14 protein-coding genes are annotated in these 13,430 nt (G+C 55.2%); 2 read left to right on the top strand and 12 right to left on the bottom strand.

What is annotated here, in order from left to right:
* Positions 1-84: 84 nt before the first annotated feature.
* The 4 genes from FFI90_RS02170 to flhA all read right to left on the bottom strand — a co-directional run bounded on the left by FFI90_RS02170 (position 85) and on the right by flhA (position 5,300).
* The gene (locus FFI90_RS02170; RefSeq protein WP_144776093.1) at positions 85-828 is read right to left on the bottom strand and encodes an RNA polymerase sigma factor FliA; all 744 of its coding nucleotides are present in this window, start codon (positions 826-828) and stop codon (positions 85-87) included.
* Positions 829-857: 29 nt separating this feature from the next.
* Positions 858-1,670, bottom strand: a complete 813-nt coding sequence (locus tag FFI90_RS02165; RefSeq protein ID WP_144776091.1) for a MinD/ParA family protein — start codon at positions 1,668-1,670, stop codon at positions 858-860.
* 72 nt (positions 1,671-1,742) lie between these two features.
* Entirely contained in the window at positions 1,743-3,059 is a 1,317-nt protein-coding gene (gene flhF / locus FFI90_RS02160; RefSeq protein WP_144776088.1) for a flagellar biosynthesis GTPase FlhF, read from the bottom strand.
* Positions 3,060-3,119: 60 nt separating this feature from the next.
* Positions 3,120-5,300, bottom strand: coding sequence for a flagellar biosynthesis protein FlhA (gene flhA / locus FFI90_RS02155; RefSeq protein WP_144776086.1), 2,181 nt, complete (start codon positions 5,298-5,300; stop codon positions 3,120-3,122).
* A 233-nt stretch (positions 5,301-5,533) separates the two neighbouring features.
* Between flhA and upp the strand changes: the two genes are divergently transcribed.
* Both upp and FFI90_RS02145 read left to right on the top strand, forming a co-directional pair.
* Positions 5,534-6,172: a uracil phosphoribosyltransferase gene (gene upp / locus FFI90_RS02150; protein ID WP_144776084.1), complete on the top strand. Its 639-nt coding sequence runs from the start codon at positions 5,534-5,536 to the stop codon at positions 6,170-6,172.
* 2 nt (positions 6,173-6,174) lie between these two features.
* On the top strand, positions 6,175-7,431 hold the full coding sequence (locus tag FFI90_RS02145) for a uracil-xanthine permease family protein (RefSeq protein WP_144776082.1): 1,257 nt from the start codon (positions 6,175-6,177) through the stop codon (positions 7,429-7,431).
* A gap of 463 nt (positions 7,432-7,894) precedes the next feature.
* On the opposite strand, the gene flhB is transcribed toward FFI90_RS02145, so the two are convergent.
* From flhB to FFI90_RS02105, 8 genes are read right to left on the bottom strand one after another with little or no spacing between them, the layout of a single operon-like run.
* Positions 7,895-9,031 (bottom strand): flagellar biosynthesis protein FlhB, encoded by a 1,137-nt coding sequence (flhB, locus tag FFI90_RS02140; RefSeq protein ID WP_144776081.1) that lies wholly within the window; start codon positions 9,029-9,031, stop codon positions 7,895-7,897.
* A 32-nt stretch (positions 9,032-9,063) separates the two neighbouring features.
* Positions 9,064-9,849, bottom strand: a complete 786-nt coding sequence (fliR, locus tag FFI90_RS02135) for a flagellar biosynthetic protein FliR (protein ID WP_144776079.1) — start codon at positions 9,847-9,849, stop codon at positions 9,064-9,066.
* A 3-nt stretch (positions 9,850-9,852) separates the two neighbouring features.
* Positions 9,853-10,122, bottom strand: coding sequence for a flagellar biosynthesis protein FliQ (gene fliQ / locus FFI90_RS02130; protein ID WP_144776077.1), 270 nt, complete (start codon positions 10,120-10,122; stop codon positions 9,853-9,855).
* Between the two features lie 9 nt (positions 10,123-10,131).
* The gene (gene fliP, locus FFI90_RS02125) at positions 10,132-10,896 is read right to left on the bottom strand and encodes a flagellar type III secretion system pore protein FliP (RefSeq protein ID WP_144776075.1); all 765 of its coding nucleotides are present in this window, start codon (positions 10,894-10,896) and stop codon (positions 10,132-10,134) included.
* 8 nt (positions 10,897-10,904) lie between these two features.
* The gene (fliO, locus tag FFI90_RS02120) at positions 10,905-11,348 is read right to left on the bottom strand and encodes a flagellar biosynthetic protein FliO (RefSeq protein ID WP_144776073.1); all 444 of its coding nucleotides are present in this window, start codon (positions 11,346-11,348) and stop codon (positions 10,905-10,907) included.
* Between the two features lies 1 nt (position 11,349).
* Positions 11,350-11,850 carry a flagellar motor switch protein FliN gene (gene fliN / locus FFI90_RS02115; RefSeq protein ID WP_144776071.1) on the bottom strand — a complete coding sequence of 167 codons (501 nt, stop codon included), beginning with the start codon at positions 11,848-11,850 and terminating at the stop codon, positions 11,350-11,352.
* A complete protein-coding gene (gene fliM / locus FFI90_RS02110; protein ID WP_144776070.1) occupies positions 11,843-12,841 on the bottom strand; it encodes a flagellar motor switch protein FliM in 999 nt (332 codons plus the stop codon). Before fliM ends, fliN begins: the two co-directional genes overlap by 8 nt.
* Before the next feature lie 40 nt (positions 12,842-12,881).
* A complete protein-coding gene (locus tag FFI90_RS02105) occupies positions 12,882-13,391 on the bottom strand; it encodes a flagellar basal body-associated FliL family protein (protein WP_144776068.1) in 510 nt (169 codons plus the stop codon).
* Between the last annotated feature and the right edge of the window lie 39 nt (positions 13,392-13,430).

Below are 13,430 nucleotides of genomic sequence, written 5' to 3'. Positions count from 1 at the left end.
CTTATTGTCTGATCTTTATCACGGTTGTAAAGCATCGGTTACCAAATACTACACACCAGTACGATCCAGAAACCCAAGGGCTTCCTAACTGCCATCTTCATGACGCCATTCAGAGAGCCTGCCACGCAGCCGCAGCGCCGCCTGGCTGTGAATCTGGCTGACCCTGCTTTCGCTGACGCCCAGCACTGCGCCAATTTCCTTGAGGTTCAGCTCCTCCTGGTAATACAGGCTCAGAACCAGCTTTTCCCGCTCTGGTAGCTGTTCAATTGCAGCTACCAGATTGCTGCGAAAGGAATCAGAAGCCAGTCCGTCCAGTGGATTATCACTGGTCTCTGCTTCTCCTATCGGCAGCTCTCCGGATTCATTGAGCTCATCAAGGCTAAAAAGTCGCCCACTGTTCGAATCAGACAGAGTGGCATGGTATTCAGAAAGCCCCATACCGAGCTCTTCGGCAACCTCCGCGTCCTGGGCTTCACGTCCCAAACGATTTTCAACAGCCTTGATAGCCTGTGCAACCCGGCGACCGTTCCTGTGAACAGAGCGCGGCACCCAGTCGCCTTTGCGGATTTCATCCACCATGGAGCCGCGAATGCGTATACCGGCATAAGTCTCGAAAGTTGCGCCTTTGGTGGAGCTGTAACGTTGGGCAGCCTCGAGCAAACCAATCATACCGGCCTGCATGAGGTCATCGAGCTGCACAGAAGCGGGCAGTCGCGCCAAAAGATGGAGAGCAATTTTCTTGACCAGCGGCGCGTGTGTTTCGATCAGCTCTGAAGAGCTCTTTGCACCCGCCTGGCTGTAGATTCCCAGATTTTTCGTCAATGTCATGTATCCGGTATTGTTTGACGGGGTCCGTTTCAGACTTCGACGAGCCGCTCCACAAAGAATTCCAGATGCCCGCGGGGGGATGAAGGCAGCGGCCAGCTTTCTACCTTGTCGGCTAATGCCTTGATAGCGAGCGACGCCTTGGCTCGGGGGTAAGCTTCCAGAACAGCCTTCTGGCGCTGGACCGCTTTCTTCACAGCTTCGTCGTACGGCACCATACCCACATATTGTAATGCCACATCCAGAAAGCGTTCCGTAACCCGGGTCAATTTTTCAAACAAATGGCGGCCTTCCTGCTCGTTTCCTACCTGATTGGCAAGAATCCGGAAGCGGTTTGTGCCGTAGTCCCGATTCATCAGTTTAATCAGAGCATAAGCGTCTGTAATCGATGTCGGCTCATCGCAGACCACCAGCAGCAATTCCTGGGATGCCCTGAGAAAGCTCACGACCGACTCGGAAATGCCGGCAGCCGTGTCCACGATAAGCACATCAATCTGGTCGCCCAACTCGCTGAACGCATTGATAAGCCCGGCATGTTCCATCGGACTGAGCTGGGTCATGCGTTGCGTGCCAGAAGAGGCCGGAACTATTTTGATACCGCCGGGGCCATTAACCAGTATGTCTCTGAGATCGCACTCGCCCGCCAGCACATCCTGCAGCGTACGGTTGGCTGTAATGCCAAGCAGCACATCAATATTGCCAAGACCCAGGTCGGCATCAAGCAAAACAACACGCCTGCCCTTCTGCGCCAGAGCAATGCCAAGATTGACCGACACGTTACTCTTGCCCACACCGCCCTTGCCGCCGGAAACTGCGATCACCTGTACCGGATGTGCTTTGCTCATATTGTTTATTATCTCTTGCAACGTTTAGCCGGTTATGACTTATAGCTGGGTACAACTCGGATCTTCACGGCTTCATGCCATTTCGCGCGGCCGCTCAGCGCTGGGTAAGCGTTCTGCTGCTGCCTTTTGTTGAAGCATTTTAAGACGTTCAACAGCCAACCGCACAAGCGGAACCGCTTCGGCGTGATGCAGATCCCCCGGAATTTTCTGACCATCTGTGTAGTAGGCCACCGGTAATCCGGTCTCCATTACAAAGCCCAGAGATTCGCCCAGCGTGAGGGCCTCGTCAATCTTTGTCATCACGCAGCCAGTAAGACTTGCCATCTTATAGCAATGCCATACGGATTTCATAATACGCGGCTGACTGGTTGCAGAAACAACCAGGTGCGTGCGCACCTTGTGGTGACTGCGGGCAAGCTCTGTCAGTTGCTCCTGGTAGCCCTTGTCTGAGCTGGTCAACCCTGCGGTATCAATCAGTACCAGATGACGATCCGACAGTTCGTCAAGAATATCATCCAGCGTGTGGCTTTCGTCTACCACTCGAACCGGCACGTTCAGAATGCGGCCAAATACGAAAAGCTGCTCATGCGCGGCAACCCGATAACGATCGGTGGTGACCAACGCCAACGAATCGGCGCCATGCTTCAACACATACCGGGCAGCCAGTTTGCCAATGGTAGTGGTCTTGCCAGAGCCCGTAGGGCCAACCAGCGCATAAACTCCGCCCTCGTCCAGCCACTCCTTGTGTGGTGTACGCACACCGGTAACGAGCATTTTCAAGGATTGTTTCCAGCCGTCATCCAGCTTCCCGCCTTTGTGTCGGCGAGAGAGAGAGCCTGCCAGATCCGGGCTCAGGCCAAACTCCTGCAGCCGCTCTGCAAGCCGTTGTTGAACCGCATTAGCACCAGGCTTTTCCGGTTCTCCACGCTGGCCACTCATGAGGTCCCGCAAAGAACTGATTTCTGCGCGCATGCGGGCGAGCTCATCAGAGTAGTCAGTATTGCTGCTGCCCGTGGAGCGCGGCGCATCGAAACCATCAGTTGAAGCTTCATGCAGCTCAGCAAACGAGGCGTCGACATAGCCCTGGTTACGCACTGCGCGATTTTCCCGGACATCGCGAATACGGGAGCGGGAACGGCTTAGCTCATCTTCCAGGCGGCGGTGCTGCTCTGCCTGCATTTCACCGAGCCGGGATCCATTGGTGGCTTCGATAGCTTTGTCGCCGAGGCTTTGGCGCGCCATATTTTCGTCGTAGTCCAGCGCACAGACAATCTCGACGCCCCCGTCGACACGCCGGTTAGAGAGGATGACAGCATCCGGGCCCATCTGTTCACTGACCTGCTTCAGCGCTTCGGCCATGCTTTTGGCAAAAAAACGTTTCACTTTCATGTTATTGCATCCTCCACCGGCAACGCCGTTTTGGCGCTGTCCGTTCTTTCATCCGCGTGCTTACTGGCCCACGGACGCCACGATCGTAATCTGTTTGTTATCCGGTATTTCCTGGTAGGAGAGCACATGTAACCTCTCCACACCGTAGCTGGCAAACTTTGCCAGCACCGGCCTCAGCGGTCCGGATACCAGCAAAATGGCGGGCTTGCCCAGCATCTCCTGGCGCTGCACGCTGTCTTGTAGTGAGCGCTGCAGTTTTTCCACCATGTTTGGCTCCAGAACCATGCCTATATCTTCCTGGCCGCCAGATTGTTGACTCTGCTGAACAGACTTCAGCAATAACTGTTCCAGATCTGGATCCAGAGTAATAACCGGTATTTCCTGATCGTTGCCGCAGATGCTCTGAACGATCATACGGCGCAGCGCCTGACGCGCCACCGTGGTCAACAACCTGGGGTCCTGACTCTTCGGGTGCACGTTCACCATGGCTTCAGCAATGGAGCGCATATCGCGGATGGGAACTTCTTCTTTTAGCAGGTTCTGGAGCACTTTGAGCAGAAGGCTGATGGACACGGTGGTCGGCACCAGTTCTTCAGCCAGCTTTGGTGACACTTTTTCCAACTGGTCCAGCCATTTTTGGACTTCTTCGTGTCCCAGCAATTCGTGAGCGTGTTTCTGCAGAATCTGGTTCAGATGTGTCGCAACTACGGTGCTGGCGTCAACCACGGTATAGCCAAGGGTCTGGGCCTGGTCTTTCTTTCCCGGCTCAATCCAGCTCGCATCCAGGCCAAAGGCAGGATCCTTACCTTCTATGCCCTCTATTTTTCCGAATACCTGACCTGGGTCGATCGCCAGCTCCCGGTCGGGGTGTATTTCCGCCTCTGCGATAGTCACGCCCATCAGCGTAATGCGGTACACATTAGGCATCAGGTCCAGATTGTCGCGAATGTGCACGGAGGGCATCAGAAAGCCCATGTCCTGGGACAGCTTTTTACGCACACCTTTTATGCGGCTCAGCAACTGGCCGCCCTGGGATTTATCGACCAGCGGAATCAGGCGATAGCCCACCTCCAACCCCACAATGTCCACCGTTGCCACATCGTCCCACCCCAGTTCACGGGTTTCCCCCGGCGCAGGCAACTGGCGGCCCGGATCGCCACCCGAGTCACCTGTCAGAGCAATATCGCGCCCGCCGGAACCGGGCGCCACAGCCGCGCCTCCCCGGCTCGGGAACATGCCTCCCTCTTCCACCGTCTGCTGGTCTTTCTTCCAGATAAACCAGGCGGCCGCAGCAGCAAGGCTGCCTAGCCCCAGAAACGCCACATGGGGCATTCCGGGAATCAGACCCAGCAGAATAAGAATGCCGGCCGCGATCGCAAGGGCCTTGGGTGCATTGAACATCTGCTGAAGAATCTGTCCGCCCATATCCTGGCTGGAGGTTACCCGGGTAACCATGATGGCAGCGGAGGTAGAAAGCAGCAGAGACGGAATCTGGGCTACCAGGCCGTCACCAATGGTAAGCAATGCGTAGCGTTCCATCGCAAGCCCGAAATCGAGGCCATGCTGGATCATTCCGATGGCGACACCACCAATAATATTGATCGCGAGGATCAGCAGGCCGGCGACAGCATCACCCTTTACAAACTTGGACGCACCATCCATGGAGCCGTAAAAATCCGCCTCCTGCGCTATCTCGGCGCGCCGGTGCTTGGCTTCTTCCTGATTGACAAGGCCGGCGTTCAGATCGGCGTCAATGGCCATTTGCTTGCCCGGCATCGCATCCAGCGTAAAGCGCGCGCTGACTTCCGAAACCCGGCCGGCACCCTTGGTAACAACAAGGAAGTTGATAATCATCAGAATGGCGAAGACCACGAGACCAACTGCGTAGTTACCGCCGATCAGCACCGCCCCGAAAGATTCGATAACCTTACCCGCCGCATCGCCGCCTTCATGCCCCTCCAATAATACAATTCGGGTTGAAGCCACATTCAGCGCCAGACGCAACAGGGTTGCTACCAGCAATACCGTGGGAAAGGAGGCAAATTCCATCGGCCGCAGCGCGTATACGCAGACCAGAAGAATGACAATCGAGAGAGTGATATTGAACGTGAAAAACACGTCCAGGAGAAAGGCGGGCATGGGCAGTATCATCATGCCCAGCAGGCCCATCAGCATGACAGGCACGCCGAGGTTGCCCCGCGTCAGGGTTTTGACGTTACTAAGGACTAAAGCTCTGTCCATGCCGGAAGCATCTCCGATTCACTGTTCATGAAGGCGTTTTCAGGGTCGAAATTCTGACACCCAGGCGTCTTTTTCAGTGATACCGCAAGATCCATACCATCGTGTTTAAATTTTCGTTCGCAAGCTGGCTTTACCTGCCTGACTCACATTCCAAGATACGGTATCCTTGCGCCACTAAAACGCGACACTGAACCTTTAACCACACATCCCCAAACACACAAGCAGGTGAGCCCATGCCAGTCCACGAGGTAAAACACCCCCTGATCAGACATAAACTCGGCCTGATGCGCCGCGCGGAGATCAGCACCAAGAATTTTCGTGAACTGGCGCAGGAAGTTGGCGCTTTATTGACGTATGAGGCCACCAAGGATTTCAGCCTTCAGGAAAAAACCATTGAAGGCTGGGCTGGCCCGGTGAAGGTGGAGCAAATTCACGGTAAGAAAATCACGGTTGTACCCATTCTGCGTGCGGGGCTAGGCATGCTCGACGGTGTTCTTAGTCTGATCCCCGTAGCCCGGGTCAGTGTGGTGGGACAGATCCGGAATGAGGAAACTCTGGAAGCCGACACTTATCTGGAGAAGTTGGTTGGCGAGCTGGATCAACGCATGGCATTGATCGTTGACCCGATGGTTGCCACCGGTGGTTCGATGATTTCTACCATCGACGTACTCAAGAAAGCCGGAAGTACCGAAATTCGTGCGCTGGTGCTGGTGGCAGCACCGGAAGGCATCAAAAAAGTTCTGGACAAGCACCCGGATGTCTCTATTTATACCGCTTCCGTGGACGACTGTCTGAATGAAAAAGGCTACATCCTGCCAGGGCTCGGCGATGCCGGCGACAAGATTTTTGGTACCAAGCAGAAGGACGCCTGATCATGGACGACCACACCAAGGATCCCGTCTGGAAGCAGGCGATTGCCGGCTCTCAGATGCTGCTCGTAGCCTTCGGCGCTCTGGTTCTGATGCCGCTGATCACCGGCCTCGATCCCAACGTTGCACTGTTCACCGCCGGCCTGGGCACGCTGATATTCCATATTGTGACCGGCGGCCAGATCCCGATTTTCCTGGCCTCATCCTTCGCATTCATCGCACCGGTTATCGCGTCCAAAGGCAAATTCGGCCTTGAGGAGACGCTGGGCGGTCTGATGGCAGCGGGTATTCTCTATATCTTACTTAGCGGTGCAATACGGCTGCGTGGTACAGGCTTTGTCACTCGCCTTCTACCCCCGGTGGTTATCGGCCCGGTTATTATGGTGATTGGTCTTGGGCTGGCGCCCGTTGCGGTACACATGGCCTCAGGCCGCACCGGCGATGGTGCTGCTCAACTGGTTCCAGAGGATACGGCTCTGTGGATTGCAATGATCTCGCTGACGGTGACCATCATTGCGTCGGTCTGGTCCAAGGGTATCTTTCGCCTGATTCCGATCATGTTTGGTGTGATTGTTGGATATGTTTTGTCTGCGCTCGCAGGCATTGTTGATACAACTCCTATCCAGCAGGCACCCTGGCTTGCGGTTCCCAACTTCGTCGCGCCAGCGTTCAGCTGGGGCGCTATCCTGTTCATGATTCCGGTTGCCATTGCGCCGGCCATTGAGCACATCGGTGATATTCTGGCGATTGGCAACGTTACCCGCAAAAACTACCTCGAAAAACCCGGCCTGCACCGCACTCTGCTGGGCGATGGCCTGGCTACCAGCGCTGCCGCCATGCTGGGCGGACCACCGAACACGACCTACTCTGAAGTAACCGGCGCTGTGATGCTGACCCGCAACTTTAATCCGAAGGTTATGTGGTGGGCGGCGTGTACGGCGATCGTTCTGGCCTTTGTGGGAAAATTCGGCGCGGTTCTGCAGACAATTCCGGTACCGGTTATGGGTGGCATTCTATGCCTGCTGTTCGGTTCCATTGCAGTTGTCGGCATGAGTACACTGATTCGCCACCAGGTTGATCTTTCTCTGGCGCGGAATCTGGTTATCGTGGGTGTGACCCTGGTGTTCGGTATCGGCGGCATGGTTATCGGCCACCTTGAGGGTATCGCCCTGAGTGCGGTGGCAGCCATCATCCTGAACCTGATACTTCCGGGCAGCCGCGAGGCCTGGGGCAAGGCGATTTACGAGCATAAAGAAGACTGACGTTAAAGCGTTACCTCGCCACTCCGGTATTATCAAACACCGGTTTTCGTCTGCAGGCAGCCTGTGATTTAGGTGCCTGCAGGCGTGCAGAACCCCCTTCCAAAAACCGCTACGAGCACATCCATGTGCGCTTGTTTCCGGCCGTCCATGGCCTCCAACATTTTTGGAAGGGGGTTCTGCACGCCTGCTGTTTAACTTTCGAGATACCGCGTCGACAAAATCCCTTTTTTGATAGCAATGGATTTAGCCTCAAACATCCATAGAAGCTAAAGCAACGCCACAATTATGCGTTTAAGCTTTGGCGATATCGTGAGGCCTGACGAGTGGTGGTGGCAGAGCGGTTCAGGACTGTCGGTGGCCAAGGACGGCCACCGTCAAGCCCCCATGGATGGGCTCGCAGCGTGTCCTGAACCGCTCTGCCACCACCACTCCCACCCCCAAACTAGCAGGCTAGAAACCCAACTCAGACATCCCGCCGCAAATCAGAAGGAATCGGTAAATCAGGCATCCCGGGCTTAGGCCCGCGCCCCTTACGGAACTGCCGAAGCTGGAACACGTAAGCCAACACCTGAGCAATAGCCATATACAAGCCATCCGGGATTTCATCACCTATGTCGCTGTTGTGGTAAACAGCACGGGCAAGCGGTGGCGTACGGAGAATTTCGACTTTGTACTCACGGGCAATTTCCATAATCTTGAAGGCGGTCTCGTCATTGCCTTTAGCCACGACCATAGGTGCGCCCATGGAGTCAGGATCGTACTTCAAAGCTACCGCGTAGTGGGTCGGGTTGGTGATGACGACGTCTGCCGTGGGTACATCCTGCATCATGCGGCGCTGGGCCATTTCCCGTTGAAGCTGACGGATTTTGCCTTTGACCTCGGGCTTGCCTTCACTGTCTTTGTACTCGTCTTTGACCTCCTGCTTGGTCATTCGCAGTTTTTTCTGGTGATCAAAAATCTGGAACGGCACGTCGATCATCGCAATGACGATGGTGGCACAAGAGAGCACAAAAAAGCTCCAGCCCAAGGTCCAGAGTACATGCTCCATCGCCGGCACAGAGGACTCTTCCGCGATGGCAAGCAGGTCTTCGGTGCGGACGTTCAGGATAAAAATGGCTACGGCCATAACCAGGCCCACTTTGGCGATGGCTTTGACCAGTTCAATCAGCGAACGCATGGAGAACATCCGGCCCAGGCCTTTGATCGGATCCATGCGGTTGAGTTTGGGGGCTATGGCTTTGCCGCTGAACAGCAGTCCTCCAATGCCTATGGAGCCGGCAACGGCAGCGACGAGCAAGAGCAGGAAGATGGGCGCCAAAGCCCAGCCGGCTTCTTTAGCGGAGGCCATGAGCTGAATGCTCATGTGCCGAGTGTCGAATATGGCCGAGCGCTCCAGCGTGAAGGCGTCGCGCATGATGGCCTCCATGGCGGCGCCCAGCTGGGATCCGAACATCAACAACCCACCGGCGCCGGCGATCAGAACGGCCATGGTGGCGAGCTCTTTTGACCGGGCTGTCTGGCCATCCTCCCTGGATTTTTCAAGCCTTCGGGGGGTGGCCTCTTCGGTTTTCTCCTGACTGTTGTCGTTCTCTTCTGCCATGCTCTAACTCTTGAGGTGTCGCCAGGGCCCGTTCAGGGCTGCCCCTGAAGGTTTCGCATAAACTCAAAGGTTTGCCGTGTGTAATTTTCAAAGTGCGGCAGAAAGTTGGCGTGCAGCACCCATATGGCAAACAATCCAAAAATCAGGCCAATCGGGAAACCCAGGGCGAAAATGTTCATCTGTGGCGCCGCCCGGGTCATTACGCCGAAAGATATGCTGACAATGAGTACAGCCGTTACAGCCGGCAGTGCCAGCAACATGGCCGAGGTGAACATCCAGCTTATACGGTGTGCCAACTCCCAGACTCCCGTTTGCCCCAGGCCTTCCATTCCGATGGGCAGGGTTCGAAAGCTTTCGATGAAGACTTCAAACGCTACCAGGTGGCCGTTCATGGCCAGGAACAGCAAGGTAACGGTTATGGTGTAGATCTGAGCCAGCACTGGCACATTGACCCCGTTGGCGGGGTCGACCATGGAGGCAAAACCCAGGCCCATCTGCATGGCAATCATCTGGCCGGCGACAACAAACAGCTGCCAAAGGGCTGTCAGCGCAAACCCCATGCCTACGCCGATCAGAATCTGCTGCAAGGTGATGATGACAGCGTCGGCACTCAGGGCCTCAACCTTGGGCACTTCCGGGATCATGGGAACGATCAGTATGGTCATTAACAGCGCCAGCCCGAGGCGCACTCTGGCAGGTACCAACTGGGTTCCGAAAATGGGAATAACCATCAGAAAGCTGGCCAGGCGGAACAGCGGCCAGAGGTGCTGCCCAACCCATTGGCCAAGCATATCTGCATTGAGTTCCATGGGCGTCATGGATCAACCGATCAGGAAAGGGATGCTGGAGATCAGCCGGTGTGCGTGATCCAGAAGTCTGGTCAGTAACCAGGGCCCCAAAACGATGATAACAATGAGCGTTACCAACAGGCGCGGCAGGAAACTGAGCGTTTGTTCGTTGATCTGGGTGGCGGCCTGAAAGGTACTCACTACAAGGCCAATAACCAGCCCCGGGCCGATAATCACGGACGCGAAGAGCACGATCATCCACAGTGCTTCCCGCAGGATGTCGATAACAGTTTCCGGAGTCATGGTTTCCTCCTATATCCCATAACTGGCGGCCAGCGTGCCCATGATCAGGGCCCAGCCATCCACCAGAACAAACAGCATGATCTTGAATGGCAGCGATATGATAATGGGTGACAGCATCATCATACCCATTGCCATCAGTACGCTGGCCACAACCATGTCGAGAATCAGAAACGGGATAAACAGTATAAACCCTATTTGAAACGCTGTTTTGAGCTCGCTGGTCACGAACGCAGGCATCAGGATCCAGAAGGAAACATCCTGTGCTGTATCGTACTGAACGTCGGCAATACGCATGAACAGCGCCAGGTCGTCTTCCCGGGTCTGTTCCAGCATGAATTTCTTGAAGGGCTGGCTGGCCAGTTCAACCGCTTCCAGCGACGTAACTTCTTCCTGAAGGTACGGCTGTAACCCGACGCGATTGGCTTCTTCGAGAACAGGTTTCATGATGAAAATACTGAGGAAGAGCGCAAGCCCGAGCAGTATCTGGTTTGAGGGCGTTGCCTGCAGGCCCAGCGCTTGGCGCAGGATAGCAAACACCACGATGATGCGAGTGAAGGAGGTCATCATCATGAGCATGGCGGGCAAAAACGTCAGCGCGGTCATCAGCGCCAGAATCTGCAAAGTTACCGAGTACTCCTGAATGCCCTCGCCCTCGCCGGGCTGCACCGTAAAGGCGGGAATGCCGGGCAGGTCCGCGAACGCCAGAGGTGCCCAGAACAGGCCGCCGAGCAGAACAGACAGCGGGATGAGTCGTTTAAGCGTTGCCACCTTCATGGGCCTGTTCATTCCTTGTTCGGGGCTGTCCAGGATTTACCGATCATGCCCTGCAGGCGTCGGGCAAAGTCTCCGGACGCCGGGTTGCTCGCATCCACGATCGGCTCTTCAAAGATTTGTAGCGTTCGAATAGCCGATGGGGTTATGCCGAGAAGGATCTGCTGCCCACCCACTTCAATCAGTGCGATACGCTCGCGGGCGCCTATGGCCATTACAGACACGACCTTGATCGCATTGTTGTTCATGCCCGTCATCCCGTTCATACGACGGATAATCCAGGCACAACCGTATATCACTGCAATGACCGCTAACAGGCCAGCACCAAGGCTGAGCAGGGTGCCTAGCGTGTCAGATGTTCTGCCCGGGCTGCTCTGTATCGTTTTGGCTATTTCTTCGGCCATGACAGGCATAGCCGTAAGCAAGAGTGATAAACCCGCCGTTTTCATCCACATTCTATTTCTGCAGCCGTTTGATGCGTTCACCGGGGCTGATGACGTCGGTCAGGCGAATACCGAACTTTTCGTTGACCATGACCACTTCACCATGAGCGATAAGCGTGCCGTTCACCAGCACGTCCAGTGGCTCACCCGCGAGTCGGTCCAGCTCGATAACCGAACCCTGGTTTAATTGCAGAAGGTTGCGAATAGGAATCTGGGTATTGCCCACTTCCATAGAGATACTGACGGGAATGTCCAGAATGACGTCGAGATCCGGTGGTGGCCCACTGCCCTGAGTAGCCATGGACACCTCATCGAATTCTTCCATAGGCGCTGCTCGTACGCCGCTATTGGCACCTTCGCCCTTCTCTCCAGCTTCTTCCATAGCTTCCGCCCACTCATCATCCCGGGATTCTTCTGCGCCCTCTTCACCGGTCTCTTCCATGGCGGCCTCCCATTCGGCTGCCAGCTTTTCGTCTTCGCTCAGCTCCTGACCGTCTTTCTTGTCGTCAGCCATTGCGTCCTACCTTCGGTTGTTTTTTTGAATTGGGCCGTGTCGCCCGTTCATGAATCCTGAGCGCCAGTTTTCCGTCCCGGGTCCCCATGGTTGCTTTGTATATGGGGATACCATTGGCCGTTACTGTCAGATATTCAGGCACTTCTACGGGAATAATATCGCCGGCTTTGAGTTTGGCGATGTCTCTCAGTGAAATCCTGCGCCGGCAGACCGTGGTGTTGACGGGAACATCCACCTCCTTGATATCCTCCCGCAGCGCATTGACCCAGCGCTCATCCACATCATCAATGTCACTTTGCACCCCAGCATCGAGTACATCCCGGATCGGTTCAATCATTGAATAGGGCAAAGCAAAGTGCAGCTCACCACCGCCACCATCCAGCTCAATGTGGAAGGTACTGACCACCACCACTTCGCTGGGGCTGACAATGTTGGCCATGGCCGGGTTTACCTCGGAACTGAGATACTCAAAATCCACTTTGGTGACCGCTTGCCAGGCTTCCTGCATATCGTTGAAAACCTGGTTAAGCACCATCTGTACAATGCGGTTTTCCGTAGGTGTAAACTCCCGGCCCTCGATCTTTGCGTGCCGCCCCTCACCCCCGAAAAAGTTATCAACCAGTTTAAACACCAGTTTGGCATCCAGCACAAAAAGCGAAGTTCCGCGCAAAGGGCGAACCTTGCACAGATTCAGGCTGGTGGGCACATAAAGTGTGTGTATGTATTCACCGAACTTCATGATCTGGACGCCACCGGTAGAGACATCCGCGTTGCGGCGCAAAAGATTGAACAGACTGATGCGGGTGTAGCGGGCAAAGCGCTCGTTGATCATCTCTAACGTGGGCATCCGACCGCGTACGATGCGATCCTGGCTAGCGAGATCGTAGTTTTTTACGCCGGTTTCATCAGCTTCTTCATAGGTATCAATGTCACCATCATCCACGCCGTGGAGGAGCGCATCAATTTCATCCTGTGACAGTAAATCCTGCATACTTTGTCCTGCCGCTGAAAGCCTTGCCCGTGTCAGGGCTCTATTGAACTACAAAATTCTTGAACAGTACCTGATTGACGCTGGGCTCGCCTTCCTGTTCCAGCACCTGGTTAACCGTTGCCAGCATGCTTTCTGCAAGACCCTGCCGGCCCTCGGGCGTCTGCAGTTCCGCAAAACTACTGCTACCAAGCACCATCACAAGCTGGCTACGAATAAGGGGCATATGCAGCTTGGCTGCGACCAGCGCCTGCGGATCTGTTGCGCCGAAAGCCACGTAGGCCTGCGCGTAGCGCTGACGGCCTTCACCTTGAACCGTTGTCACCAGGGCTTTTTCGATGTTCAGATAAGCGGTTGGCACGAAGGTTTCTACCGCCATATTGTCCTCGGCTTGTGCATCGTCGCCCATTCCGGGCAATCCGCCACCAAGAAACCACAAGGTGCCAGCTACCGACAGTGCAATCGCCAGTATCACCACCAGCGTAACCAGGATGATCAGCTTCAGTTTGCCTTTCTTGGCCGGTGTAGCCTCAGGTGCGCTATTTTCTGCCATAGTGTTTTTCGCCAGAAATCCGTCAATGGAAGTGCTTTT

The organism is Marinobacter maritimus, from assembly GCF_007671675.1.
Lineage (GTDB): Bacteria > Pseudomonadota > Gammaproteobacteria > Pseudomonadales > Oleiphilaceae > Marinobacter > Marinobacter maritimus.
This window is presented reverse-complemented; position numbering and strand designations above follow the sequence as displayed.